The 24,386-nt window shown below is 70.1% G+C and carries 24 protein-coding genes and 1 tRNA gene; 11 read left to right on the top strand and 14 right to left on the bottom strand.

The genetic code is table 11. The features are described from left to right. Positions 1 to 241: 241 nt before the first annotated feature. The gene (locus AWC19_RS03375) at positions 242 to 553 is read right to left on the bottom strand and encodes a hypothetical protein (RefSeq protein ID WP_085076679.1); all 312 of its coding nucleotides are present in this window, start codon (positions 551 to 553) and stop codon (positions 242 to 244) included. A gap of 154 nt (positions 554 to 707) precedes the next feature. On the opposite strand from AWC19_RS03375, the gene AWC19_RS03380 reads away from it, so the two are divergent. Next, on the top strand, positions 708 to 1,394 hold the full coding sequence (locus tag AWC19_RS03380) for an HAD family hydrolase (protein WP_085076680.1): 687 nt from the start codon (positions 708 to 710) through the stop codon (positions 1,392 to 1,394). 13 nt (positions 1,395 to 1,407) lie between these two features. Here the strand turns inward: AWC19_RS03380 and AWC19_RS03385 are convergent, their stop codons facing one another. Beyond that, complete coding sequence (locus AWC19_RS03385; protein ID WP_085076744.1) at positions 1,408 to 1,914, bottom strand: DUF6328 family protein; 507 nt, start codon at positions 1,912 to 1,914, stop codon at positions 1,408 to 1,410. A 60-nt stretch (positions 1,915 to 1,974) separates the two neighbouring features. After that, entirely contained in the window at positions 1,975 to 2,343 is a 369-nt protein-coding gene (locus AWC19_RS03390; RefSeq protein ID WP_245848680.1) for an STAS domain-containing protein, read from the bottom strand. Positions 2,344 to 2,502: 159 nt separating this feature from the next. Here AWC19_RS03390 and AWC19_RS03395 point away from each other — a divergent pair, with 159 nt between their 5' ends. From AWC19_RS03395 to AWC19_RS03420, 6 genes are read left to right on the top strand one after another with little or no spacing between them, the layout of a single operon-like run. Beyond that, the gene (locus AWC19_RS03395; RefSeq protein WP_085076682.1) at positions 2,503 to 3,396 is read left to right on the top strand and encodes an STAS domain-containing protein; all 894 of its coding nucleotides are present in this window, start codon (positions 2,503 to 2,505) and stop codon (positions 3,394 to 3,396) included. 22 nt (positions 3,397 to 3,418) lie between these two features. Next, positions 3,419 to 3,808: an STAS domain-containing protein gene (locus AWC19_RS03400; protein ID WP_085076683.1), complete on the top strand. Its 390-nt coding sequence runs from the start codon at positions 3,419 to 3,421 to the stop codon at positions 3,806 to 3,808. Further along, positions 3,798 to 4,208, top strand: coding sequence for an ATP-binding protein (locus tag AWC19_RS03405; protein WP_085076684.1), 411 nt, complete (start codon positions 3,798 to 3,800; stop codon positions 4,206 to 4,208). The genes AWC19_RS03400 and AWC19_RS03405 overlap by 11 nt, the downstream gene beginning before the upstream one ends. A gap of 2 nt (positions 4,209 to 4,210) precedes the next feature. Beyond that, positions 4,211 to 4,837 carry a SpoIIE family protein phosphatase gene (locus tag AWC19_RS03410; RefSeq protein WP_085076745.1) on the top strand — a complete coding sequence of 209 codons (627 nt, stop codon included), beginning with the start codon at positions 4,211 to 4,213 and terminating at the stop codon, positions 4,835 to 4,837. Then, positions 4,834 to 7,050, top strand: a complete 2,217-nt coding sequence (locus AWC19_RS03415; protein ID WP_085076685.1) for a SpoIIE family protein phosphatase — start codon at positions 4,834 to 4,836, stop codon at positions 7,048 to 7,050. Before AWC19_RS03410 ends, AWC19_RS03415 begins: the two co-directional genes overlap by 4 nt. Positions 7,051 to 7,097: 47 nt before the next feature. Further along, entirely contained in the window at positions 7,098 to 8,126 is a 1,029-nt protein-coding gene (locus tag AWC19_RS03420; protein WP_085076746.1) for an iron-containing redox enzyme family protein, read from the top strand. On the opposite strand, the gene AWC19_RS03425 is transcribed toward AWC19_RS03420, so the two are convergent. From AWC19_RS03425 to selD, 10 genes are all read right to left on the bottom strand, one after another. Next, positions 8,065 to 8,328, bottom strand: a complete 264-nt coding sequence (locus AWC19_RS03425; RefSeq protein ID WP_085076686.1) for a CDGSH iron-sulfur domain-containing protein — start codon at positions 8,326 to 8,328, stop codon at positions 8,065 to 8,067. The genes AWC19_RS03420 and AWC19_RS03425 overlap by 62 nt on opposite strands. Then, the gene (locus AWC19_RS03430; RefSeq protein ID WP_085076687.1) at positions 8,325 to 9,014 is read right to left on the bottom strand and encodes a HemK2/MTQ2 family protein methyltransferase; all 690 of its coding nucleotides are present in this window, start codon (positions 9,012 to 9,014) and stop codon (positions 8,325 to 8,327) included. Before AWC19_RS03430 ends, AWC19_RS03425 begins: the two co-directional genes overlap by 4 nt. 109 nt (positions 9,015 to 9,123) lie before the next feature. Then, positions 9,124 to 9,678: a type 1 glutamine amidotransferase domain-containing protein gene (locus AWC19_RS03435; RefSeq protein ID WP_085076688.1), complete on the bottom strand. Its 555-nt coding sequence runs from the start codon at positions 9,676 to 9,678 to the stop codon at positions 9,124 to 9,126. Between the two features lie 19 nt (positions 9,679 to 9,697). Then, complete coding sequence (locus AWC19_RS03440; protein ID WP_085076689.1) at positions 9,698 to 10,867, bottom strand: zinc-dependent alcohol dehydrogenase; 1,170 nt, start codon at positions 10,865 to 10,867, stop codon at positions 9,698 to 9,700. Beyond that, positions 10,864 to 11,808, bottom strand: coding sequence for an SRPBCC family protein (locus tag AWC19_RS03445; RefSeq protein ID WP_085076690.1), 945 nt, complete (start codon positions 11,806 to 11,808; stop codon positions 10,864 to 10,866). Before AWC19_RS03445 ends, AWC19_RS03440 begins: the two co-directional genes overlap by 4 nt. 184 nt (positions 11,809 to 11,992) lie before the next feature. Continuing rightward, positions 11,993 to 12,979 carry an LLM class F420-dependent oxidoreductase gene (locus AWC19_RS03450; RefSeq protein ID WP_085076691.1) on the bottom strand — a complete coding sequence of 329 codons (987 nt, stop codon included), beginning with the start codon at positions 12,977 to 12,979 and terminating at the stop codon, positions 11,993 to 11,995. Between the two features lie 73 nt (positions 12,980 to 13,052). After that, positions 13,053 to 14,132 carry an NrfD/PsrC family molybdoenzyme membrane anchor subunit gene (nrfD, locus tag AWC19_RS03455; RefSeq protein ID WP_085076692.1) on the bottom strand — a complete coding sequence of 360 codons (1,080 nt, stop codon included), beginning with the start codon at positions 14,130 to 14,132 and terminating at the stop codon, positions 13,053 to 13,055. 7 nt (positions 14,133 to 14,139) lie between these two features. Next, positions 14,140 to 15,111 (bottom strand): 4Fe-4S dicluster domain-containing protein, encoded by a 972-nt coding sequence (locus AWC19_RS03460; RefSeq protein ID WP_085076693.1) that lies wholly within the window; start codon positions 15,109 to 15,111, stop codon positions 14,140 to 14,142. Then, positions 15,104 to 18,406 (bottom strand): formate dehydrogenase, encoded by a 3,303-nt coding sequence (fdh, locus tag AWC19_RS03465; RefSeq protein ID WP_142280948.1) that lies wholly within the window; start codon positions 18,404 to 18,406, stop codon positions 15,104 to 15,106. Before fdh ends, AWC19_RS03460 begins: the two co-directional genes overlap by 8 nt. 37 nt (positions 18,407 to 18,443) lie before the next feature. Next, a complete protein-coding gene (gene selD / locus AWC19_RS03475; protein WP_276042939.1) occupies positions 18,444 to 19,445 on the bottom strand; it encodes a selenide, water dikinase SelD in 1,002 nt (333 codons plus the stop codon). 19 nt (positions 19,446 to 19,464) lie between these two features. Between selD and AWC19_RS03480 the strand changes: the two genes are divergently transcribed. From AWC19_RS03480 to AWC19_RS03490, 3 genes are all read left to right on the top strand, one after another. Beyond that, a tRNA-Sec gene (locus AWC19_RS03480) sits at positions 19,465 to 19,559 on the top strand. Between the two features lie 17 nt (positions 19,560 to 19,576). Continuing rightward, on the top strand, positions 19,577 to 20,857 hold the full coding sequence (gene selA, locus AWC19_RS03485; protein WP_085076696.1) for an L-seryl-tRNA(Sec) selenium transferase: 1,281 nt from the start codon (positions 19,577 to 19,579) through the stop codon (positions 20,855 to 20,857). Further along, positions 20,845 to 22,539 carry a selenocysteine-specific translation elongation factor gene (locus AWC19_RS03490; protein WP_085076697.1) on the top strand — a complete coding sequence of 565 codons (1,695 nt, stop codon included), beginning with the start codon at positions 20,845 to 20,847 and terminating at the stop codon, positions 22,537 to 22,539. The genes selA and AWC19_RS03490 overlap by 13 nt, the downstream gene beginning before the upstream one ends. A gap of 39 nt (positions 22,540 to 22,578) precedes the next feature. Here AWC19_RS03490 and AWC19_RS03495 read toward each other — a convergent pair whose 3' ends face one another. Continuing rightward, positions 22,579 to 23,043, bottom strand: a complete 465-nt coding sequence (locus AWC19_RS03495) for a GatB/YqeY domain-containing protein (RefSeq protein ID WP_085076698.1) — start codon at positions 23,041 to 23,043, stop codon at positions 22,579 to 22,581. 137 nt (positions 23,044 to 23,180) lie between these two features. Here AWC19_RS03495 and AWC19_RS03500 point away from each other — a divergent pair, with 137 nt between their 5' ends. Further along, a complete protein-coding gene (locus AWC19_RS03500; protein ID WP_085076699.1) occupies positions 23,181 to 24,383 on the top strand; it encodes a DUF7847 domain-containing protein in 1,203 nt (400 codons plus the stop codon). The last annotated feature ends 3 nt before the right edge of the window (positions 24,384 to 24,386 follow it).

Raw genomic sequence — 24,386 nt, forward strand, 5'->3', positions numbered from 1 at the left:
CACTCACCTATAGTCACCCGTGGGTCATTCGATACCCCGTTCGCGTATCAGCCACACCCACGAACTCGAAAAAATGCGAACCCGGCGACAGCCTGGTCGCGGCCACCCCGGCCACCCCGCCGCTCCGTTTGCCGGTCGCACGCGGGGTGTCGAGCATGAGGCACTTCTACCCGGTCAGGTGCGGGATTAACCCGCCCGACTGGCCTCGACAGGCGCCCCGGATTCGTTAGCTCGGGGCGGATCAGCTGGTCGGCGGGGGCGCGGGCGTGTCGGAATGCGCGGCGTGCCAGCGCAGTTCGGCGTCGCGCACCTTGCGGTGCGTGTGCAGCAGCCACGCCGCGCTCGACACGGCGAGCACGACCGCGACGACGACGGACGCCGAACCGGCGAGAAGGTGTCCCGTCGCGACCGCGCACAAGCCGATGATCAGGGCGCCCGCGGCGACGATGGTGCCGTACACGCCGGGCGCGTGCGGACCATGGATCAGGGTCTCCCCGGCATGCTGGCGGAAGGTGCGTTCGTGGTCGACCGGGTCGGTCTTCGGGTAATCCACGTTACTCCTCGTGAAAGACGTTGCGTGGCAGAGCCACTGGCGCGACACGCCGAGCAGACTCGGGAGCGCACCGACGCTCTCGTCGACGTTTACCCGCCGCCCCGCGGAGCCAAACGGCGGTGTCAGCCGGCGCCGGTGCGGGTATGCCCGGCACATGAACGCCGCCCGCGGCACGCCCGCCGTCCTGTTCGACGTCGACGGAACCCTCGTTGATTCCAATTACCTGCACGTCTACGCGTGGCGGCGCGCCTTCGACGACGAAGGCCTGCCCGTCGCCGCCTGGAAGATCCACCGCTGCATCGGCATGGACGGTGACACGCTGGTGCGCACGTTGTCCGAGGATGCGCCCGACGACGTGCGGGACCGGCTCAGCGACGGGCACAGCCGGTACTACGCCGACACCATGCCGCTGCTGGCACCGCTGCCCGGCGCCCGTGCCCTGCTGCACCGCGTGGCCGAGCTGGGATTGCAAGTGGTGCTGGCCAGTTCGGCGCCCGAAGACGAACTCGGGGTCCTGCAGAAGGCACTGGACTGCGACGACGTCATCAACGTGACGACGTCGTCGCGGGACGTCGACACCGCCAAACCCGAACCGGGCATCGTGCAGGTCGCGTTGGACCGGGCCGGCGTCGATACGGACCACGCCGTGTTCGTCGGCGACGCGGTATGGGACGCGCACGCCGCGAACGCCGCGGGGTTGCCGTGCATCGGGCTGCTGTGCGGCGGCATCTCCCGCGCGGAACTGGAGTCGGCCGGCGCCTCACCGGTTTTCGCGGATCCCCAGGATCTTTTGGACCACCTTGACTCCACCCGCATCGCGGCGCTGGCGCCCCGGCGCTGAGGAGCCGGACCAGCTACATACCGTGGGTGCGAAGCAACAGCGGTAAAACCCACCAAAAGAACGCAAACAACACCAGCGCGCAGGCGCCCGCTATGAGGCCCGCGGCGCGCCCGGCCACCGCGGCGAAAACGATGACGGTCACGCCGGTCAGCGCCGAGCCGAGCAGCGCCAGCCCCGCGTACGCGCACCGGTGGGCGGCCGACACCAGCACCTGGAGGTGATGCCGCCGGAACAGCAGCCGGTGGATGCCGACCGGGGCGACCAGCAGCACGGTGGCGCCCACCGAACAACCCACGGTGATTAGGTACACGATCCGCAGCGGCGGCGACAGAACATCGAAGCGCTGCTGGAACGGCAGCGTTAACAGGAACCCGGTCAGCAGCTGCACGCCGGTCTGCACCACGCGCAGCTCCTGCAGCAAACTGGTCCAATTGCGGTCCAGCCGTTCGGTTTCGGTTTCGCCGCGCTTGCGGCGGTCCCACTGCTGGTCGTCTTCCGGATGATCGACGTCGACATCCATGACCGCGATCATCGCACCGGCGGCTGTGAACGTGTGAAAAAGCGCGCGCCGACGCGAAAGTCAGGAGTTGAACTTGCCGTCGCGCACGGCGGTCAACGCATCGTCCAGCGTCAGGTACAGCGGGAACGTCTTGTCCAGGCCGGTCAGGTGGATCGGCCGCCGGGTGGCCGGCCCGCGCGCCACCACGCCGAAGTCGGTGGACTTGCCGAGCTTTTCGTAGGTCGCCGCGAGGATCTTCAGGCCCACCGAGCCGAGGAACTCCACCGCGGACAGGTCGATGACCAGCGCCGACGGGCCTTCCGCGACCACCGTGCCGATGGCCTGTTCGAGGGCCGGAGCGGTCACCAGATCGATTTCGCCGCTGACGCTGACCACAGAGACCCCATCGTGGTCTTCAACCAAGGTGGTGATCGAATCGGGAGCTGACAATGGCGACCCTTCGTTTAAGGCTCAGGTGTGCTACAAGCCTAACCTGCCGTGCGAACTGCAAGAAGAATAAGCCCTAGCCACCTACGCCGCGATAACCCAAGCTAGTCTCCCCATAGGCACTGCGAACTGCGGAGCGCGACGTGGCATACGGGAGGCCAGATGTCAGATTCGCCGTCGGATTTCGGGACCACCAGCATCGCCGCACAGACTGTCAGCGAGGGCCTGCTGCCGCAGCTCGTCCAGCACCTACGCCAGAATCGAACCGTTCTGCGCGAGGAGTGGGCCCGCAGGATCACCGAGGCCGAACTGCTGACGGCGATGACGCCCGAGGAGCTCTTTTCCGAAGCCACCGCCGTCTACGACAACTACGTCGAGGTGCTCGAGACCGGTAGCGTCGAGGCGCTGCAGGCCTACGCGCGCGACCTATCCGAACGCATCATCCCGCGAGGGGTGGAAACCGACGAGGTGCTCGGCATCGTGCTGCTGCTGCGCGACGTCCTGGCGCGCTCGCTGTTCGAGAAGTACCAGACCGACTTCGAGATGCTCAACCGGGTGTTGGACGCCTACGAGCCGGCGGCCAACCGCATCGCCAACACCGTGGGCGTCAGCTTCGTGCAGGAACGCGAGCGCATCATCCGCCAACAGCAGGAGGCGATCCGCGAGCTGTCGACGCCGGTGCTGCAGGTGCGCGAACAGCTGCTGATCCTGCCGATCATCGGCGTGCTCGACAGCCAGCGCGCCCGCCAGGTCACCGAGCAGTTGCTCCGGGCCATCCGCGCGAACCGCGCCAAGGTGGTCGTCATCGACATCACCGGTGTGCCCACGATCGACTCGACGGTGGCAAATCACCTGGTGCAGACGGTCGATGCGTCCGGCCTGATGGGCGCGAGCGTCATCATCACCGGCCTGTCGTCCGAGATCGCGCTGACCCTGGTCACCATCGGCCTGGACCTGTCGAAGATGAACGCCGTCGGCGACCTGCAGGGCGGCATCGAGGAGGCCGAACGCCTGCTCGGCTACGAGGTCACCCGCACCGGCGAGCAGACCGGGTGAGCACGACCAACACGAGCACCGTATGCCAGTCCCCATCCTGAAACAGGGCTCGATTTTGATCGCCACGGTGCAGGCCGCGCTGTCGGACTCCGATACCGAGCGGCTGCGGTACGACCTCATGGAGCAGGTCAGCCGATTCCGCGCGCAGGGGATCATCGTCGACGTCACCGCCATCGACGTGATGGACTCGTTCGCCGCCCGATCGCTGCGCACCATCGCCCACATGACCAGGTTGCGCGGCGCGGACACCGTGATCGTCGGCCTGCAGCCGGAGGTGGCCTTCGCGATGGTCCAGCTCGGCTTGGCGTTCGACGACATGAAGACGGCGCTGGACCTCGAAGAGGGCCTTGCTTTGTTGAATCGTCAAGGCGGCGTGGGTAAATCGACGATCGGGCACGACGGTGGTGGGTGACATCGTCGTCAACATTCATAACCCCGACGACATCGTCGCCGCCCGCAAAGCCGGACACCAGCTCGCACTGGATCTCGGTTTTTCGCTGACCGACGTCACGATGATCGCCACCGCAATCTCGGAGATCGCCCGCAACATAACGAGCTACGCCGGGCGCGGCGCCGTCCGCGTCACGGTGGCCGAGCGGGAGGGTCGCAAGGCGCTGGTGGTACGCGCCGAGGACGACGGCCCGGGCATCGCCGACGTCGAACGCGCGCTCGAGGACGGATATTCGACCGGTCGCGGGCTCGGCCTGGGACTGCCCGGAGCCCGCCGGCTGATGGACCGACTGGTCATCGACTCCGCGCTGGGCCACGGGACGGTCGTCGAGATGTGGAAGTGGGTTCCGGCCCGTGGCTGACCATGCATGAGCACGGCCGGCTAGGGCCGATGGAGTGGGCAAAGGCGGGTCGCCCGCTGCCCAGCGAGCACACCTCGGGCGACCGTGGCATCGCCGTCGACATCGACGGTGCGGCGGCCCTTTTCGGAGTGGTGGACGGCCTCGGCCACGGGCCGGACGCCGCGGCCGCCGCCGTGCGCGCCGTCAACACCGTCCGGGGCGCCGGCTCCGAGCGGCTCGAAGTCCTGGTTCAGCAGTGCCACCGCGTGCTTGCCGGCACCAGAGGCGTCGCCATGACGTTGGCGCGGGTGGACTTCGCCACCAACACACTGGAGTGGACCGGCGTCGGCAACGTCACCGCCGATCTGCTGGCCAAGGCGCCGACCGGCGTCCAGGTCCGCTCCAGCGCGCGGCTGACCGCCGGGATCGTCGGCTACCGCATACCGGAAATCAGGCAGGCGCAGGTGCTTCCGATCCGCACCGGCGACCTGGTCGTGATAAGCACCGACGGCATCGCCGAGCACTTCCTGAACCACATCGACTTCGCGGCTCCCGCTGTCGTCATCGCCGAAGAGCTACTCAGCAAGGACGCCAAGGAAACCGACGATGCGATGGTGTTGGTGGCACGTCACCGCGGAGCCCTCCCATGAGCGCCAGCGACGACTTCCGGGTCCGATACACCGCCGCGTTGCGCGCCTACCTGGACGCGGGCGACGAGGACACGCTGGCCGTCGGCAACGAGCTCGGACGCCGCGCCCTGCAGGAACAAATCAGCATGCTCGCCATCGTCGAGCACCATTTCCGCCTGGTTCAGGAATTGGCCGGGGCCTATCCGATCGACAGGCCGACGGCGCTGGAATTCCTTTTGCAGACGCTGGCACCCCTGGACGTGGTCACGCGCGGATTTCTCGACGGGACCAGGCGCTACGAGGAGCAACGGGCCCGCGCCGAGGGGCTGGCCGACCGGGACAAATTCCGAACCGCCCTGGTGAATTCGCTGCAGGAAGGCTTCTTCGTCGCCGACCACGAGGGCGCGGTGATCGAGGTCAACGACGCCTTCATTCAGATCGTCGGCTACCCCGCCGAGGGCCTGCCCTACCGGTGGCCGCACCCCTGGCTCGTCGACAAAAGGGCCGCGCGCGAACAACAATCGCTGGTCGGGACCATCGGCCGCGCCGAGTACGAGACGCCGATCCGGCACCGAGACGGTCACATCGCCTGGGTGAAGGTCAGCATCAACGCGGTCAAGGAAACCGGCAGCGACCGCGACGTCTACGTGGGGACCGTGCGGGACATCACCGCCGAACGGGCCTTCGCGGCCCGGGAAAGCGCCGTCTTGCGGCTGGCCACGGCGGTGGCGGTGGCCAAGACCGTGACCGAGCTGTTGTCGATCACCTTGGAAGAGTGCCGCACCGCGATCGACGTCCACCGTGTCATCGCCGTCTCCTGGCCCAGCGGCGACGGCGATCCGACCGTCCAGGTCGCGGGCCCGCCGATCGAAACCTCCTGGCGCAGAATGGATCCCTGGCTGAAGAAGACCTTCCAGGACGCCCGTCACCAGCTGCCGCTGACGGCAAAGACGGCCGAGCGGCCCGAAAACCCCGGCAAGGCACAGGGATTGGTCGCGGTGCTGTCTGGCACCGGTGACCTCGCGCTGTGGCTCGAGCTTCGCGCGCCCCGCTGGGTCAGCGCGGAGGATCGGCTGCTGGTCACGGTGCTCATCGGGCACCTCAGCCTGGCGATGCAGCACGTGCGCCAGTTCGAGAGCGCGCGGGAAACCTCGCTGACCCTGCAGCGCACGATGCTGCCCTCGGTCGAGCCGCCCGCGGGTTTCGCGGTCCGCTACGAACCGGCGGTTCCGCCGCTGGAGATCGGCGGCGACTGGTATGACGTGTTGCCGATCGGCGACCACCGCATCGGCATCGTGGTCGGCGACTGCGTGGGTCGCGGCCTACCGGCGGCCGCGATCATGGGTCAGTTGCGAAGTTCGGCGCGCGCGCTGCTGATCACCGGCGCCGAGCCGGCGGTGTTGCTCGAGCAACTCGACTCGGCGGCGTCGCTGATCCCGAATGCGTACTGCACCACCGTCTTCCTGGCGATCCTCGATACCTATTCGGGGGTCATGCAGTACAGCAACGCCGGCCACATGCCGGCCATGCTGGCCGGACCCGCCCCGGCGCGCACCAGCGTGCTGACCGACGCCGTGTCGGTGCCGCTTGCGGTCCGCCGGGCCGAACCGCGCCCGCAAGCCTCCCTGGTGCTGCCGGCCGGCTCGACGCTGATGCTGTTCACCGACGGCCTGGTTGAGCGTAAGCACGAGTCGATCGACATCGGAATCGCCCGCGCCGCAGACGTTTTGGTGGAAACAATGCAGCTGCCACTGGACGAGGTTCCCGCCGCCGTGGTGAGCGCACTGGCCCCGGCGTCGGGGTACGACGACGACGTCGCGATGGTGATCTACCGCCACCAGCCGACACACCTTCGCATCGAAAGCGCCGCCACCGCCGACCAATTGGTCGACGTCCGGCACCGGCTGACCGCGTGGATGCGGGTCCACGGCGTGCGGGATGCGCAGGCCGGCGACATCGTGCTGGTCGTCAACGAAGCGTGCACCAACTGCGTCGAGCACGCCTACCGGGGGCACGGGGTCGGGACGATGCTGATCGAAGCCAGCATCGCCGACGGCGAGGTCCGGACGCGCATCACCGATTCCGGTTCGTGGAAAACACCGGCCGCCAACCCCGGTAACAGCGGGCGCGGGCTGCTGTTGATGAGGGCGCTGAGTAAAACCATGGAGCTGGACAGCAGCCCGACCGGCACGACGGTCGACATCACCTTCGGCCTGACCGCGGAGGACCAATGACGCCCGAAGATCCGTTTGCGGGGCCCGAATGCGGGGTACTCGCCGGCGTGACCCGCGCATCAATCACGGCCGCGCCCGCCCTGCCGGCAGCGCACGGCCCGCTATCCACGGCGGTCCGCCACGCGCTGACCGGGCCGCCCTCCCGTGACCACCTCGCTCGCATCGGCGCCTCCGTGCGGGATTCCGATCCCTACGGTCTGGATCTTCAACTGGCGCTGTCGATGTGCTACGAGCTGCACTATCGCGGCTTCGCCGGCGTCGATCCGAGCTGGGAGTGGAATCCCGCGCTGCTGGGATTGCGCGCGGAGCTGGAACGGGTCTTCTTGGCCGGCGTGCGGCGCGACGTCGGTCCCATCGAACCCGGCCGCACCGCGGCCACCGAGATGGAGGCCCTTTGCGTCGAACCGCCCGACGGCACCGGCCCGTCGTACTTTTTGCGTGACACGGGAACCTGGCAACAGATGCGCGAGTACTTCGTGCACCGCTCGGTCTATCACCTCAAAGAGGGCGATCCGCACGCCTGGGCGATCCCCCGGCTGACGGGTACCGCCAAGGCGGCCTTCGTGGCCATCGAGTTCGACGAGTACGGCGCCGGTCAGGGACCGCGGCTGCACCAGCAGCTGTTCGCCGATCTCATGACGGCGGCCGGCCTGGATTCGACGTATCTCGCCTACCTCGACGCCGTCCCCGCCGAGGCGTTGGCGGCGGTGAACCTGATGTCGATGTTCGGGCTGCACCGGTCGCTGCGTGGCGCCGCGATCGGGCATTTCGCCTCGACGGAGATCACCTCCCCGCCGGGATCGCGGCGGATGGTTCAGGCGCTAATGCGGATGCAGGCGCCGGCCGCCTGCATCGGTTTCTACAGCGAGCACGTCGAAGCCGACGCCGTCCACGAGCAAGTGGTGCGCCGCGACGTCGTCGGTGATCTCGTGGCAAAGGAGCCCGATCTCGACGCGGACGTGGTGTTCGGGATCCGCGCACACGCCGCGGTCGAAAACCGTTTGGCTGACCGGCTTATGGAGTCGTGGAAGCAGGATCGGACGTCGTTGCGGCGGCCGCTCGACCAGCTGGACTAGACATCCGCGCGTCCTTTTTCATGGTGCGGCAGCGCCGATGGCTGGTGTCGCACAACGGATAGTTTTGGCTGCGCCGGCAGGTGCAGATGGCCACCATGAACCGATCCGACTCGACGACGTCCCCGCCGGGCGTCTCGATGCGCACCGGCCCGGAGACCAGGACGGGCCCGTTGGGCACCACCTGTACCCGAGTGGTCGTCATGGCTTGTCGGCCCGGATCACGACGAGTTCCTCTTCGCGGCGCCCCGTCGGGATCCGGCCGATCTCCTCCAGCCACCGCGCCCGCACCGACATCACCGGGCCAAATGGAATCCACATGGAGGCAATGACTTCGGCTTGCATACCGGCCCACTTCAGGCGATCCAGCGATGGTTGGACGCCGGCGATCGCCGAGTGTACGAGCAGCAGGGATCCCCCGTCGCACAGCAGCTTTGGGGCCGCTTCGCACAGCGGGTCGAGGATCAGGCGCCCATCGGATCCGGCGTTCCAGGCCCACGACGGGCCCGCCCCCGGGCCGATGAGGGCCGAGTCGTCGTCCGGTGGGACCGGGACGTACGGGGGATTCGCCACCACGACGTCGAAGGGTGCGCAGTCGACCGCGTCCATCCACGATCCCGCGCGGACGTCGACCGCCACACCGGCCAGCGCGGCGTTGGTCTGGGCGCAGCGCACCGCTTCCGGGCAGATGTCGAAGGCGGTCACGCTGGAACAACCCATTTCGGCCGCGGCCATCGCCACGAATCCGCTGCCCGTACACAGGTCCAAAACCCGCCGTCCCGGCATGAGTGCCGTGTTGTGCATCGCGTCCACCAGCAACCGAGAGTCTTCTTGAGGCTGGTACACGTTGTGCCTTACCGAGATGGTGGGTTCGGGGTAGGTTGTTGTCAACGTCGGCCTTTCGTAAGCCTTTAAGGACCGCCGTGGCGGCCCACGGCTTGGCCTATGTAATGCCCGCAAACCGGCCCGTTGAAACGGGGCAGTTTGCGCCGTTCCTCGGTTATCCCGTGGTGGCGTGTTCCAGTTGTTTGACGAGCGTATCGGAGAACGCCGGAAGGTCCGAGGGCGAGCGACTGGTGATCAGATTGCCGTCCACCACCACCTCTTCGTCCACCACGTGCGCGCCGGCGTTGCGCAGGTCGGTGCGGATGCTCGGGTACGACGTCAGCGTTCGCCCCACCGCAACGCCGGCCTCGACCAGCGTCCAGGGACCGTGGCAGATCGCGGCGACGGGCTTTCCCGATACCACGAAGTCGCGCACGAACGACACGGCGGAATCGTTTAGCCGCAGCTTGTCCGGGTTCACCGTGCCGCCGGGAAGCACCAGACCGTCGAACTCCCCCACCGAAGCGTCGGAAACCTCGCGGTCGACGTCGAAAGCGCCGGCCGGCTCCAGGTCGTGGTTACGGGCCTGGATTTGACCGGCCTTCAGTGACAGCAGCTGGACTTGGGCGCCCGCCCGTTCGAGCGCCTCGCGCGGTTGCTCGAGTTCCACCTTTTCCACGCCATCGGCTGCCAGGATCGCGATCTTTATGCCTTGCAATTCATTTGACATCGCGGTACTCCCTTCGGGGTTAGGGGTTCATGACGACCTTCGTGCAGCCGTCCTGCTTGCGCTTGAAGATTTCGTAGCCGTGCGGAGCCTGGTCGAGCCGCAGATGGTGGCTGATGACGATCGTGGGGTCGATGTCGCCCCTGCGTATCCGGTCCAGCAGCGGACGCATGTAGCGCTGCACGTGGCATTGGCCGGTCCTGATGGTCAGCGAACGGTTCATGACCGCGCCGATGGGAAACTTGTCCATCAGGCCGCCGTACACCCCGATGATGGACAGCGTTCCACCGTTGCGGCAACTCATGGCCGCTTCCCGAAGTGCGTGTGGGCGTTCGGTTTCCAACCGCATGGCCTGCTTGACGCGGTCGTATGCGTCCAGCGGCGCCGATGCGTTGCGGGCTTCCATGCCGGCGGCGTCGATGCAGTGGTCCGGCCCGCGCCCGGCGGTCATGTCCTGCAGCTCCTCGAGCACCGACGTCTCGGCAAAGTTGACCGGGGTCGCGCCCACCTTTTCGGCCAGCTCCAAGCGATACGGAACCCGGTCGACGGCAATGACTTTCGACGCGCCCAGCAAGAACGCGCTCATGATCGCGAACAGGCCGACCGGGCCGGCGCCCCACACCGCCACCAGCTGGCCCGGCTGGATGTCACACATTTCGGCACCCATGTAGCCGGTCGGCAAGATGTCCGACAAGAACAGCACCTGGTCGTCGGTCAGGTCGTCGTCGATCTTCAAAGGACCGACGTCGGCGAAGGGCACCCGCGCGTATTCGGCTTGGCCGCCGGCAAATCCGCCCAGCATGTGCGAATAGCCGAACAGGCCCGCCGGGGAATGGCCCATGAACTTCTCGGCAATGCCGGCGTTGGGGTTGGAGTTCTCGCACAGCGAGAACAGCTCACGCTCGCAGGCCGAGCATGCCCCGCAGGCGATCGGGAACGGCACCACCACCCGGTCGCCGACCGCAAGGTTGTGCACCCCCTTGCCGACCTCGACGACCTCGCCCATGAATTCGTGGCCCAGCACGTCACCGCGCTTGACCGTCGGGATGTACCCGTCGTACAGGTGCAGGTCGGAACCGCAGATCGCGGTGGAGGTGACGCGCACGATGGCGTCACGGTCGTTGAGGATCTTGGGATCCGGGACCGATTGCACCTCAACGCTGTTGCGGCCCGAGTAAACGGTTGCCCTCATGCCGTGGCTCCTTCACGGGTCGGTTGTGCGGGTCGCTGATGCATCTGCCGGCCCGCGACGGTTCCCTCCGGGGAGCCGTCAGAGCGCACCACCTGCCCGGTTTCGAGCATTTGCTTGAATCGCCGGAGGTCGTCGTTGACCTGTTGCTCGGGCGATTCGCCGAACAGACTCGCCACGGCCTTGCCGAGCGCGCCGCCCGGGATCTCGTAGCCGATCTGAACGCGGACCTCGGTGCCTTCACCGGTCGCGGCGGGCGTGAACTCGACGCTGCCTCCGTTGTGGATCGAAAAATCCGGCAGCGACTGCCAGGCGATCCGCTTGTTGGGCTGGTCCTCGGTGAGCTGGGCTTCCCACCGCACCGGCCGGCCGACCGGCGCGTTGGCCACCCACTGCGATCGTCCGTCGGCGCCGGCGGTGACCGACTGCAGGTGGTGCATGAAGCTGGGCAGGTTCTCCAGGTCTCGCCAGAAGCCGTAGACGTCCTCGACCGGGCGCCGGACCGTGATCGCGGCGCGCAGGGTGCGGTGGCGCGCCGCGTCGGCGTGGCGTCCCCCGCCCCGCGGACCGCCGCCGGTGGTGCGCAACGCCGCGTAGAGGTCGGCGGCGCCGATCGCGCCCAGGACCAGGCCCATGATCGCCCCCCGGCGGCGGCGCCCCGGGCCGCGGGCGGCCACCCCGGCGGCCAGCAGCGCCACGTCCAGGGCATCGCCGGCCACCCTCGTCCAGACCAGCCTGTCCGGGCCGGCCACCAGCGCCGCGCCGTGGCCGCACTCGCGCGCCCCCAGCGCGCGGATGACCCGGCGCGACAGCCTGGTGTCGTCCACGCCGGCCACCGCAGCAACTTTCCCGGGCGCCGCCAATTCGGCGAGGCCGAGCCCGAAGCTCGCACCCGCGAGCGCCCTCACCAACGGCGCGGGGGCATTGCTGGATCGATCACTCATTGTCGACTCCCTGCGCCGCGGAACGGGATCGAGCGCAAACCTGCTGCGGCGCAGTACCTTGCAGGACCTTGCAGGCCGCCTCTTGCCCTGTCCGCGGTCGTTGTTTTTCCGTCAAGCCGCCGGTGGTAGCCGGGGGCCACTATGGGCCCTCGGGTACCCCGGCGCGGCGCGCCCAAACGCACGATCAGCCGGACGCGCTGCGCAGCGCCTCGAGCAAAGGCTGCGCGGCCTCCTTGAGGAACAGCTCCTGGGAGTCGCCGCCGATCTGGACCAGCGCGATGTCGGTGAACCCGGCCTCCCAGTAGGCCCGCACCGCGTCGACGATCGCGTCGAGGTCCGGGCCGCACGGGATGCTTTCGGCGACGTCCTCGGGGCGCACAAACTGGGTGGCGCCGGCGAAACCGGCCGGCGTGGGCAGGTCCGCGTTGACCTTCCAGCCGCCGGCGAACCAGCGGAATTGGTCGTGGGCGCGCTGGACGGCGGTGTCGCGGTCGGGGTCCCAGCACACCGGTATCTGGCCGACCACGCGTCCGCCGCCGGCGAGGTTGGCGGCCTGGCGGGCGGCGTGCCACTCGCGGACCAGTTCGCCGTCGGGCTCCACGGCGATCAGGTGTTCGGCCAGCCTGGTGAACCGCTCGACGCCCTTCGCCCCGGACATGGCCACTCCGATTGCAACGGGAATGTCGGGCACGTCCCACAACCGTGCCGAGTCCACCTGGAAGTAGTCGCCGCGCCAGGTCACCAGCTGGCCGCCGAACAGCTCGCGGATGATCTTGATCGCTTCTCGCAACATGTCTTGCCGGCGCTCGACGCTCGGCCAGGCCTTGCCGACGATGTGCTCGTTGAGGTTTTCACCGCTGCCCAGACCGAGCGTGAACCGCCCGTCGGACAAAATCTGCACCGTGGCGGCCTGCTGGGCGACAATCGCGGGGTGATAGCGCATGGTTGGGCACGTCACGTAGGTGTACAGGTCCACCCGCTCGGTGGCGTGCGCCACCGCGCCCAGCACCGTCCACGCGTTGGGCGCGTGCCCCTGCGACGTCAGCCACGGTGTGAAGTGGTCGCTGCAGACCTCGAAATCGAACCCGACCTCCTCGGCCGAAACCGCATGCCGCACAAGGTCTTTGGGTCCACTCTGCTCGGTCATCAGAGTGTAGCCAAAATTCGTCATAGCGGCGGGGTTACCCGCGGGCGGTGCCCACAAACCGTTCGCCGAGGCACCAATCCCGTCGGGCCGTGGCCGATTAGCCCGCGGTGGTGATCGAGTCCCCCGTGATGCCGGCGGCGCGGCGCGCCTCGAGCCGGCGCTTCTGCGGCTCGATCGTGTAGCGGGGATCGCGGGCCGACTCCAGCCCCGCCTCGAAGAACCCGAACCGCAGCATCGCCGACGCCGACAGCAATGCCAAGCCGGACAAGGCGGCGACGCCGCGATGTCGCCCGCCCAGCAATGCGCCCAAACCGCCCGCGGCGGCCAGCCGTTCGCTCCACGCCAGCAGCCGGCCGGGCCTGCCGTGGTGAAGGGGTTCCCTGGTCACCGGGTCCATCCGGTGCTCGGTGAACCGGGCGGAGACCAGGTCGCCGATCGCGCCGATGACGGCCAGCCTGCGCGCGGGGCCGGCCTGGGCGACCGGGGTGGTGATCATCGCCAATCCCGACGCGGCAAGGCTCGCCGAGCTGACGAACACGAACGGCAGGTCCCGGTACGCGGCGTTCCACGTCGGGGTCGCGGTGTCGGTGAGCAGCACCGCGGTGTAGACGGCGAGCGGTGGCGAGAAGACCGCGGCTTCCAATCCGGCCGGTCCCTCGACCGCGCGCAGAACGTTGCGCAAGGGTCCCAACGGGATTCGCTCGCCGGTCATCCGGTCGACCTCGGAGACGGCGGCCACCCCGATGCCGGCGCTGAACAAGCTGAGGATCCACGAGCCGATGCTCATCGGTGACGTCAGCTTCACCGTCCGCAGCATGTTCACGAAGCGCTCCGGCCGGCCCAGGTCCTTCACCAGCGCGACCGCGCCCAGCAGCACCGCGACCAGAGCGGACAACCTTGCGTTGCGGCGCAGCGTGTCTCGGCCGGTGAGCTGGGCACCGGCGGCGAGCAGGCCGGATCCGCCGGCCACACCGCCCAGGAACAGATACGCCGCGACCTCGTGTCCCCAGGGCGCGGGCTTGACCACCGGGCGCCCGTAGTACGAGCTGAACTCGACGTCGGGAACCATCGGCATCTCGCGGGCACCGTCGCCGCCGCCACGGCGGCCCGCCCGCCTGCCCTTGCGGCGCTTGGCGGGCTCCGGCGGGCGCAGGCTGTCGTATTCCGAAGTGCTCATGGGCTGTTCATCGACCCTTCCAGAAGGCCAGCGCCGCGGCGGCGGCCATCCCCGCCGCGGCCATGGCGGCCCGTTTGAACATCTGCGGCAGGTCGGCCGTGCACACGCGCGGGTCGGGCGGCAGGCCGTAGACCTCCGGCTCGTCGAGCAGCAGGAAGATCGACCCGGTGCCGCCGACGCCGTCGTGCTCGTTGGCGCCGTAGAGGCGGGCCTCGGTCAAGCCCCGGGCGTGCAGCTGCGCGACCCTGTCCCGCGCAGTGACCACCAGGTCGTCGTGGTCGCCGAACTTGATCGACGTAGTCGGGCACGTCTTGGCGCACGCCGGTATCTGGTCGTCGACGAGGCGGTCGTAGCACAGGGTGCACTTCTGGGCGACCCCGGTGACGGGCTTGTCGGCGGGACGGTCCGGGCGTTGGGCCGGCGTCGCGTACGTCCCGTCGCTGCGCCGCTCGACGACGCCGAAGGGGCAACCCGCCACGCACGTTCCGCACCCGTTGCAGACGTCGTCCTGCACGACGACGGTGCCGAACTCGGTCCTAAACAGCGCGCCCGTCGGGCAGACGTCGAGGCAGCCGGCGTGGGTGCAGTGCTTGCACACATCCGACGACATCAACCAGCGGAACTCCGGGGTGTCCGGCGGCGTGACGTCGGGGCGCTCGGGCGCGCCCGGAAGCGCGGGCATGCCCAAATCGATGAGCGCGCGGCCGGATTCGCGCGCCTCGGCGATCCGGTCGCGGCCCTGCTCGATGAACGCCACGTGCCGCCAGGTGCTGGCGCCCAGCGCCCCGGTGTTGTCGTAGGACGAACCCAACAGCTCCAGGTCGCCGTCGCGCGGGTTGCGGTTCCACTCCTTGCAGGCCACCTCGCAGGCCTTGCAGCCGATGCAGATCGAGGTGTCGGTGAAAAACCCCTTGCGCGGCTTGGGTTCTGCCCAACCGGCGTCGCGCGTCGGGTCGGTCGGTCCGCTCAGCTTACCCATCGGCTTGCCCTTCCCAGACGCCATCGCTGATCGGGACGTTGCCGGTCTCGGTGGTGGCCCCGGAGCGGGACTGGTATTCGGCGATCAGCCGTAGCAGCTCCTCGCCCTGCGGCCGCCGCCCCGGGCGGATGTCGCACGAGCCGGCCTTGGACTCCTGGATCTGCACGTTGGGGTCGAGCGTCACGCCGAGCAGGTCGTTGGCCGCGTCCCCGCTGACCACCGCGTCGCCGCCGACGCCCCAGTGGTAGGGCAACCCGATCTGGTGCACCGTGCGGCCCTTAATTACAAGCGGGGCAAGGCGTTTGGTGACCAGCACCCGGGCCTCGATCGCCGCCCGGGGCGAGACGATCGTCGCCCAGCCGTAGGGTTCGAGGCCGCGTTCGGCGGCCAACTCCGGGGACACCTCGCAGAACATCTCCGGTTGCAGCTCCGACAGGTAGGGCAGCCACCGGCTCATCCCACCCGCGGTGTGATGCTCGGTGAGCCGGTAGGTGGTGAACACGTACGGATAGACGTCGACCCCGGGCTCCCCGGCGCTGGGCGCGCTCAGATTGTCCTTGCGCGGGAAGGTGATTCGCCCCGGGTTGCGCTGCTGCGGGTACAACGCGTTGGCGACCGGCGACTCCTGCGGCTCGTAGTGCGTGGGCAGGGGCCCGTCGACCAGTCCCTTCGGCGCGAACAGCCACCCCTTGCCGTCGGCCTGCATGATGAACGGGTCGTCGCCGGCCAGCGCGTCCGGGCCGCCGAGGTCGGGGTCGGGGCGGCTGCCCGGGGCCCGGTCGACGACGAAGTCCGGCACGTCGTGTCCGACCCAGCGGCCGGCTTCGGCGTCCCACCAGACGTAGCGCTTGCGCTCGCTCCACGGCTTGCCGTCGGGATCGGCGGAGGCCCGGTTGTAGAGGATCCGCCGGTCGGCGGGCCACGCCCAGCCCCACTCCGCTTGGCTCGGGGACTCCCCGCCGTGCGGCACCCGGCGCGCGGCCTGGTTGGTGGCATCGGCGTACACGCCGGTGTAGATCCAGCATCCGGCGGCGGTCGAACCGTCGGCGCGCAGCTCGGTGTACGACGACAGCGGGTGTCGCGCGTCGGCGCCGTCGACGTGGTACCCGTTGATCTCGGCGAGCACCGCCTCCCCGTCGGGCTCGCCGTTCTCGTCGGTCGGGTAGTCCCACGTCAGGTCCAGCAGGGGCCGGTCGCGCTCGTCGGTGGAGCCGGCCAGCCGCTGCCTGATCCGCTTTCCCAGCTCGTAGAAGAAGGCCAGCTCGCTCTGGCACTGACCGGGCGGGTCGACGGCCTTGTGCCGCCACTGCACCAGCCGCTGAGTCTGGGTGAACGACCCCGCCTTCTCGACGTGCGTCGCCGCGGGCAGGAAGAACACCTCGGTCTCGATGTCCTCGGTTTTGAGTTCGCCCGAGGCGATCTCCGGGCCGTCCTTCCACCAGGTGGCCGACTCGATGAGGTTGAGGTCGCGGACCACCAGCCACTTGAGGTGGGACATGCCCAGGCGCTGCATCCGCCCGTGCGCCGACCCGACCGCGGGGTTCTGGCCCAGCAGGAAGTAGCCCTCCACCTCGTCGGCCAGCATCGCCGTCACGGTCTGATAGGTGCCGTGCGGGCCGGACAGCCGCGGCAGGTAGTCGTAGGCCCAGTCGTTGTCCTCGGTGGCGGCGTCGCCCCACCACGCCTTGAGCAGGCTGATCGCGTAGGCGTCGGCGTTGGCCCAGAAGCCCTTCTGCTTCTTGGATCCGACCGCGTCGAGGTAGTCGGCCAGGGTGTCGTGCATGCCCGCCTTGGGCATCGGCAGGTAGCCGGGAAGCAGGTTGAACAACGTCGGGATGTCGGTGGAGCCCTGGATGCTGGCGTGCCCGCGCAGCGCCATGATGCCGCCGCCCGGCCGGCCCACGTTGCCGAGCAGGAGTTGCAGAATCGTTGCGGTGCGGATGAATTGGGCCCCCAGGGTGTGCTGCGTCCAGCCGACGGCATAGGCGAAGCAGGTGGTGCGCTCGCGCCCGGAGTTCTCCACGACCGAGCGGGCCAGGTAGTCGAAGTCCGCGCGGCTGATGCCGCAGACCTCGGTGACCATCTCCGGGGTGTAGCGGGCGTAGTGGCGCTTGACGATCTGGAAGACGGTGCGCGGGTGCTGCAGGGTTTCGTCCCGCTTCACCCGGGCGTGCGCGAGCGGGGGACCCCCGCTGCCGTGCTCGTGACCCGCCCCGCTCTGCGCGGCGGTGGCCCCGTGGGCGTGGCCCCCGCCGGGCGACTCGATCTGCCCGTTCCCTTCCTCCTCGTAGGCCCACGTCGACGTGTCGTACTGCCCGGTCTCCGGGTCGAACCCCGAGAACAAACCGTTCAAATCCTCGGTGTCCCTAAACTTTTCGTTGATGATGGTCGCCGCGTTCGTGTACGCGACGACGTACTCCTTGAACCACAGGTCGTTGGACAGGATGTGGTTGATCAGCGCGCCGAGCAGCACCACATCCGAGCCGGCCCGGATCGGGATGTGCTTATCGGCCACCGCCGAGGTTCGGGTGAAGCGCGGGTCGACGTGGATCACCCGCGCGCCGCGGGCCCGGGCCTCCTCCACCCACTGGAAACCCACCGGGTGGCATTCGGCCATGTTGGAGCCCTGGATCACGATGCAATCGGCGTTGGCCATGTCTTGCAGTGTTTGGGTGGCGCCGCCGCGCCCGAAGGAGGCTCCCAGACCGGGAACCGTGGCGGAGTGTCAAATGCGGGCTTGGTTCTCGATCTGGATGGCGCCCGCGGCGGTGAAGAGCTTCTTGATCAGGTAGTTCTCTTCGTTGTCCAGCGTCGCCCCGCCCAGCGCGGCGATGCCCATGGTGCGGCGCAGCGGGTGGCCCTTCTTGTCGATGTCCTGCCAGGCGTGGCGGCGGGATTCCACGAAGCGGTCGGCGATCATGTCGATCGCGGTGTCCAGCTCGAGGGGCTGCCATTCGGTCGCCCGCGGCGCGCGGTAGAGCACCTGCAGCTGCCGGCCCGGCGAGTTCACCAGCTGTTCGCTGGCAGCGCCCTTGGGGCACAAGCGGCCTCGCGAGATCGGCGAATCCGGGTCGCCCTCGATCTGGACCACCCGCTCGTCCTTGACGTACACCCGTTGTCCGCAGCCGACCGCGCAGTAGGGGCAGATGCTCTGCACCACCCGGTCGGCCGTCGTCGTGCGCGGCGTGACGGCGCGGGTGTGCTTGGAGGTCACCGCCGAGCCGCGGCCGGACTTGTCCGGTGAGCGCAGCTGACGCAGGACGGGCCATTCCAGGAAGACTTTGGACAGTGCCATTCCCTCACCCTAGTGCCCGCGCGGCCGCCCCGTCCGCTCAGTGCACCACGATCGTGTGCTCGCCGCGGGACACCAGCTCCCCGATCACGGGCGCGCCGGGGATCTCGCCGGCGATCAGCAAACCGCCCGAGGTTTGCGCGTCGGCGAGCAGCAGCGCGTCGTCCTCGCCGACGGCCGCCAGGTCCGCGTGCGGGGCGACCCAGTCGAGGTTGCGCCGGGTGCCCCCGCTGACGTAGCCGGCCGCCAGCGCCTCCCGCGCCCCGTCCAGGTAGGGCACCGCGGCCGAGTCGATCACCGCCGTCACGCCGCTGGCCCGCGCCAGCTTGTGCAGGTGCCCGAGCAGGCCGAAACCCGTTACGTCGGTGGCGCATTCGACGCCGGCGGCCAGCGCCGCGGCGGCCGCCTCGGCGTTCAGCGTCGTCATCGCCTCGATGGCCTGCTCGAAACGTTCCCCGGTGGCCTTGTGCCTGCTGTTCAGCACGCCGATGCCGAGCGGCTTGGTGAGTGTCAGCGGCGTGCCGGGTTTGCCGGAGTCGTTGCGCAGCAACCGATTTGGGTCAGCGATCCCGGTGACCGCCAGCCCATACTTCGGTTCCGGGTCGTCGACGCTGTGCCCGCCGGCCAGGTGGCAGCCCGCCAGCGCGCACACCTCCTGCCCGCCGCGCAGCGCCTCGGAAGCCAGCTCGAACGGCAGCACGTCGCGCGGCCAGCCCAGCAGGTTGAGCGCGACGACCGGCCGGCCGCCCATCGCGTACACGTCGGACAGCGCGTTGGCGGCCGCGATCCGCCCCCAGTCGTAGGCATCGTCGACGACGGGGGTGAAGAAGTCGGTCGTCGCGATCAGCGCGGTGCCTTGATCGAGCAGCACGACCGCGGCGTCGTCGCCGCTGTCGAGGCCCACCACCAGCTCACCGGCCGGCTGGCGCGGCGCGGATGCCCTCAGCCCGCGCACCACCTCCTCGAGCTCGCCGGGGGGAATCTTGCACGCGCAGCCGCCGCCGTGGGCGTACTGAGTCAGTCGATAGGTCACGGGATACATAATTGTCGCCATGGTCCGAGGAGGCGTGTCCGGTCTGGTGACCGGCGCGGTCTTCAAAACCGTCGAACGGCAGACGCTGCCGCTGGCGGGTTCGATTCCCGTCCGCCTCCGCCAAACCTTCGGGGCCTGAGATGACCGACGCCCGACGACAAGTGCCCCGCACCGACGCGCTGCTGGCCGATCCCCGGCTGGCCGCGGCCGAGCGGGTGCTGGGCCGTGCGCTGGTGAAGTCGGTGATCGCCGAGGCCCAGCAGCGGGCGCGCGTCGGGGAGATCGAGCCGGACCGCGTCGCCGAGCACGCCGTCGCGGCGCTCCCGGCCACCGCGTCGAGCCTGCGGCCGGTGATCAACGCGACCGGTGTGGTGGTGCACACCAACCTGGGCCGGGCGCCGCTGTCGCGGGCGGCGCTGGACGCGGTGGTCGCCGCGGCCGGGACCACCGACGTCGAGTTCGACCTGGCGACGGGCCGGCGCGCGCGCCGCGGCCGCGGCGCGTTGGCCGCGCTGGCCCGCGCGGTGCCCGCCGCGGGCGGGGTGCACGTGGTCAACAACAACGCCGCCGCGCTGCTGCTGACCGCCCTGGCGCTGGCCCCCGGCAAGGAGATCGTGCTCAGCCGCGGCGAGCTCGTCGAGATCGGCGACGGCTTCCGCATCCCCGAGCTGCTCGCCTCCACCGGTGCGCGGCTGCGCGAGGTCGGCACCACCAACCGCACCAGCCTGCGCGACTACGCCGAGGCGGTCGGGCCCGAGACCGGTTTCGTGCTGAAGGTCCATCCGTCGAATTTCCATGTCACCGGGTTCACGTCGGCGGTCGGCGTGGCGGAGCTTAAGGACCTCGGCGTGCCGCTGGTCGTCGACATCGGTTCGGGGCTGCTGGCCCCGCATCCCGTGCTGCCCGACGAACCCGATGCCTCGTCGGCGCTGCGCGACGGCGCGGACCTGGTGACCGCGAGCGGCGACAAGCTGCTCGGCGGCCCGCAGGCCGGGCTGCTGTTCGGCGACGCCGAGCTCATCGAACGGTTGCGCCGCCACCCCGCGGCGCGCGCCCTGCGGGTGGACAAGCTGACCCTGGCCGCGCTGGAGGCGACGCTGACCGGTCCGCCGCCGCCGGTGGCCCAGGCGCTGGTGGCCGACGCGGCGCGGCTGCGGGCGCGCGCCGAGCGGCTCGCGGCGCAAGTGCCGGGCGCGGCCGCGGTGGCCTGCGTGGCGGCCGTCGGCGGCGGTGGGGCGCCCGGCGTCGAGCTGCCCAGCGTCGCGGTGAGCCTGCCGGAGTCCTATGCCGCCGCGTTGCGCGCGGGCAGCCCGCCGGTGGTCGGCCGGCTCGAGGCCGGCCGCTGCCTGCTGGACCTGCGCACCGTCGCCCCCGAGGACGACGAGCTGCTGGCGGCCGCGGTGCGCGCGTGTTCGTCCTAGCCACCGCGGGTCACGTCGACCACGGCAAGTCGACCCTGCTGCACCGGCTCACCGGCATGTGGCCGGACCGGCTGGCCGAGGAGCAGCGCCGCGGCCTGACCATCGACCTCGGCTTCGCCTGGACCGAGATCGACGGGCGCCGGCTCGCGTTCGTCGACGTGCCGGGCCACGAGCGGTTCGTGACCAACATGCTGGCCGGCGTGGGGGCGGTTCCGGCCGTCGTGTTCGTCGTGGCCGCCACCGAGGGCTGGATGCCGCAGTCCGAGGAGCACCTCGCGGCGCTGGACGCCCTCGGGGTTCGCCACGGCCTGCTGGTGATCACCAAGGCCGACCTCGCCGACCCCGGTCCGGCCGTCGCGCAGGCCTCCGAGCGGCTCGCCGTCACCTCCCTGGCCGGTGCGCCCGTCGCGCTGGGCACCGACCTAGAGCGGGTGCGCGCGGAGCTGGTGGCGCTGACCGACCGGCTGCCGGTGCCCGACCGCGACGCCGACGTGCGGCTCTGGGTGGACCGCTCCTTCACCGTGCGGGGCGCGGGCACCGTCGTGACCGGGACGCTGGCGGCCGGCACCGTCCGGGTGGGCGACGAACTCGAACACGCCGGGCGGCGGGTGGCGGTCCGCGGCCTGCAGTCGCTGGGGCGCGACGAAACGGAAGTCGGGGCGGTGGCGCGGGTAGCGCTGAATTTGCGGGGGGTGGACCGCCAGCACATCGGCCGCGGCGACACCGTGCGGACCCCGGGCGCGTGGCGGGACACGACGGAGATCGACGTCGCGCTGCGCTCGCCGGGCCAGTTGCACCGCCAGCTGGTGCTGCACATCGGGTCGGCGGCGGTGCCGGTGCAGGTCCGCGAGCTGGGCGCGGGCGCGGCGCGGCTGCGGCTGGGACGGGCCCTGCCGTTGCGCGTCGGGGATATCGGGTTGCTGCGCGATCCGGGCGAGCACCGGATCGCGGCCGGCCTCGAGGTGCTCGACGTGCGGCCGCCGGCGCTGCGCCGCCGCGGTGCGGCGCGCGCGCGTGCCGCGGAGCTCGCCACCGGGCGCGCCCGCCCGCCCGAGTGCGCGCGGGCCGACGAGCTGCGCGCGATGGGCCTGGCGCCGTCCGGTCAGCGGGTGGGCGACTGGGTGGTCGACCCGCAGTGGTGGGCGGCGCGGCGCGACTGCGCCACGGCGACGGTGCGGCGCTGGGCCGCCGATCACGACGTCGCGGCGGGGATGCCGCTGGAGACGCTGCGCCAGCGGGTCGGGCTGCCCGCCGCGGAGCTGGTGCCCAAGCTGCTCGAGGGCACCGGCCTCGACGTGGCCGGCGGGGTGGTGCGCCCGCCCGGCGCGGGCCTGCCGGGCCGCATCGACGGCGCGGTGCGCACCGTGGAGCGGTGGCTGGTCGACGAGCCGTTTCGCGCGCCGGAGGCCGACGAACTGGCCGGGCTCGGGCTCGGTGCCCGCGAGCTGGCCGCCGCGGTGCGCGCCGGGCGGCTGACCCGGATCGCCGACGGCGTCGTGCTCGGGCCCGACGCGCTGGATCGCGCGGCCGATCTGCTCAAGACGCTGCCGCAGCCCTTCACGGTCAGCGAGGCCAAACGCGCGCTGAGCACCACCCGGCGGGTCGCGGTGCCGTTGCTGGAACTACTCGACGCCCGCCGCGTCACCAGGCGCGGCGGTGACGGCACCCGGACGGTCCTCTGATGTCGTTGTCGCGCAACGTCTTTCGGATTCCTCGGCGCCCTACAACCGCTCCCTGACCGCCGCGGACAACCGCGCGCCGTCGGCCTTTCCGGCCGCGATGGCCGTCGCCGCCTTCATCACCAGGCCCATCTGTTTCATGCCCGGCCGTTCCCCGATCTCCTCGGCGACCTGCGCGATGGCGGTGTCGGCGACGTCGGCCAGCTCGGCCTCGGTGAGCGGCGTGGGCAGGTACTCGTCGATGATGCGCGCCTCGGCGTGCTCGTTGGCGGCGAGCTCGCCGCGACCGTTCTGCGTGTAGATCTCGGCGGACTCGCCCCGCTTGCGCGATTCGCGGGCCAGCACCTTGATGACCTCGTCGTCCGAGAGTTCCCGCGCCTGCTTGCCGGAGACCTCCTCGGTCTGGATCGCGGCCAGCAACATGCGCAGGGTCGCGGTCCGCAACTTATCCTGGGACTTCATCGCCTGGGTCAGGTCCGCCCGGAGCCGGGATTTAAGTTCCGCCATGCACCCAGACGCTACGCGCCGGCACCGCCGCCGTGATTGAGAAATGCCCCGACCGCCGACAGGATGGAGCCCATGACACACGACCGGCACGGCGCTGAGGGTCTTTTTGGAGGCCTTGCAGAAGATTTCTGCGCGCGGTGAGCGTCCCGCCGCCCGGCTACCCGGTTGTGCCTCCGTCCGGTGGGTACGCGACGCCCGGATACCCGCCACCCGGCTACTACGGCCCGCCCCCGGGCTACGGCGGGCCGCCGCCCGGCTACTACGGCGCGGCGCCGGCGTACGGTCCGCCCCCGGGCTACGGCCCCCCACCGGGTTACGGTCCCCCGCCCTACGGCCCGCAACCTTACGGCCCGCCCCCCGTCATGCCCGGGGCGGCCAAACCCGGCATCATCCCGCTGCGGCCCCTGACCCTGAGCGACATCTTCAACGGCGCCGTCGGCTACGTCCGCGCCAATCCCAAGGCGACGCTGGGGCTCACGGCGATGGTGGTCGTCGTCATGCAGGTCATCTCACTGCTGGCGACGATCGGCCCGCTGACCGCCTTCCGCGGTATCTCGACCGGCCGGTCCGACGAGATGAGCCCGGGCATCGCCGCAGCTTGGCTCGGGTCGTTGGCCGCCGGGATGCTGGTCACCTGGCTGGGTGGCATACTGCTGTCCGGCATGCTCACCGTCGTCGTCGGGCGGGCGGTGTTCGGCTCGCCGATCACGATCGGCGAAACGTGGGCCAAGATTCGTGGCCGGCTGCTCCCCCTGCTCGGACTGGCGCTGCTGGAAGCGATCGTGGTGGCGGCGCTCTTCGGGCTGGTGGCGGTGGTGATCGCGCTGTTCGCGGCCATCGGCAACGGGGCGCTGGCGATCCTGCTGGGCTTCCCGCTGGTGCTCGCCGTCTTCGCGCTGCTGGTGTACCTGTACACGGTGGTGTTGTTCGCGCCCGTGCTCATCGTGCTGGAGCGGCTGCCGGTCATGGACGCGATCACGCGGTCGTTCGCCCTGGTCCGCAACGGCTTCTGGCGGGTGCTCGGGATCCGCACGCTGACGTTGATCGTCGCCTCGGTGATCGCCAGCGCCGTCGCGCTGCCGTTCAGCATCGTCGGCCAGATCATGACGGCCGGCAGCGCCTCCACCGCGGGACTGCTGCTGGGTACCGCGCTGGCTTCCGTCGGGTCGGCGATCGGCCAGATCATCACGGCGCCGTTCAACGCCGGGGTCATCGTGCTGCTCTACACCGACCGCCGCATGCGCGCCGAGGCGTTCGACCTAATCCTGCAGAGCGGCGCGGCCGGCGGCCCCTACGCGGTCGCGTCCACCGACAACCTGTGGCTGACCCGGCCCTGGTAGCGC

Origin of the sequence: Mycobacterium palustre (assembly GCF_002101785.1) — a bacterium.
GTDB classification, from domain to species: Bacteria; Actinomycetota; Actinomycetes; order Mycobacteriales; family Mycobacteriaceae; genus Mycobacterium; species Mycobacterium palustre.

What these genes read in the sequence shown, in the direction of transcription:
- AWC19_RS03380 (WP_085076680.1), top strand. Translation starts at nt 708, where the DNA reads ATGAACGCCGCCCGCGGCACGCCCGCCGTCCTGTTCGACGTCGACGGA.
- AWC19_RS03385 (WP_085076744.1), bottom strand. Translation starts at nt 1,914, where the DNA reads ATGGATGTCGACGTCGATCATCCGGAAGACGACCAGCAGTGGGACCGC.
- AWC19_RS03395 (WP_085076682.1), top strand. Translation starts at nt 2,503, where the DNA reads ATGTCAGATTCGCCGTCGGATTTCGGGACCACCAGCATCGCCGCACAG.
- AWC19_RS03400 (WP_085076683.1), top strand. Translation starts at nt 3,419, where the DNA reads ATGCCAGTCCCCATCCTGAAACAGGGCTCGATTTTGATCGCCACGGTG.
- AWC19_RS03410 (WP_085076745.1), top strand. Translation starts at nt 4,211, where the DNA reads ATGCATGAGCACGGCCGGCTAGGGCCGATGGAGTGGGCAAAGGCGGGT.
- AWC19_RS03415 (WP_085076685.1), top strand. Translation starts at nt 4,834, where the DNA reads ATGAGCGCCAGCGACGACTTCCGGGTCCGATACACCGCCGCGTTGCGC.
- AWC19_RS03425 (WP_085076686.1), bottom strand. Translation starts at nt 8,328, where the DNA reads ATGACGACCACTCGGGTACAGGTGGTGCCCAACGGGCCCGTCCTGGTC.
- AWC19_RS03435 (WP_085076688.1), bottom strand. Translation starts at nt 9,678, where the DNA reads ATGTCAAATGAATTGCAAGGCATAAAGATCGCGATCCTGGCAGCCGAT.
- AWC19_RS03440 (WP_085076689.1), bottom strand. Translation starts at nt 10,867, where the DNA reads ATGAGGGCAACCGTTTACTCGGGCCGCAACAGCGTTGAGGTGCAATCG.
- AWC19_RS03445 (WP_085076690.1), bottom strand. Translation starts at nt 11,808, where the DNA reads ATGAGTGATCGATCCAGCAATGCCCCCGCGCCGTTGGTGAGGGCGCTC.
- AWC19_RS03450 (WP_085076691.1), bottom strand. Translation starts at nt 12,979, where the DNA reads ATGACGAATTTTGGCTACACTCTGATGACCGAGCAGAGTGGACCCAAA.
- nrfD (WP_085076692.1), bottom strand. Translation starts at nt 14,132, where the DNA reads ATGAGCACTTCGGAATACGACAGCCTGCGCCCGCCGGAGCCCGCCAAG.
- AWC19_RS03460 (WP_085076693.1), bottom strand. Translation starts at nt 15,111, where the DNA reads ATGGGTAAGCTGAGCGGACCGACCGACCCGACGCGCGACGCCGGTTGG.
- selD (WP_276042939.1), bottom strand. Translation starts at nt 19,445, where the DNA reads ATGTATCCCGTGACCTATCGACTGACTCAGTACGCCCACGGCGGCGGC.
- selA (WP_085076696.1), top strand. Translation starts at nt 19,577, where the DNA reads ATGACCGACGCCCGACGACAAGTGCCCCGCACCGACGCGCTGCTGGCC.
- AWC19_RS03495 (WP_085076698.1), bottom strand. Translation starts at nt 23,043, where the DNA reads ATGGCGGAACTTAAATCCCGGCTCCGGGCGGACCTGACCCAGGCGATG.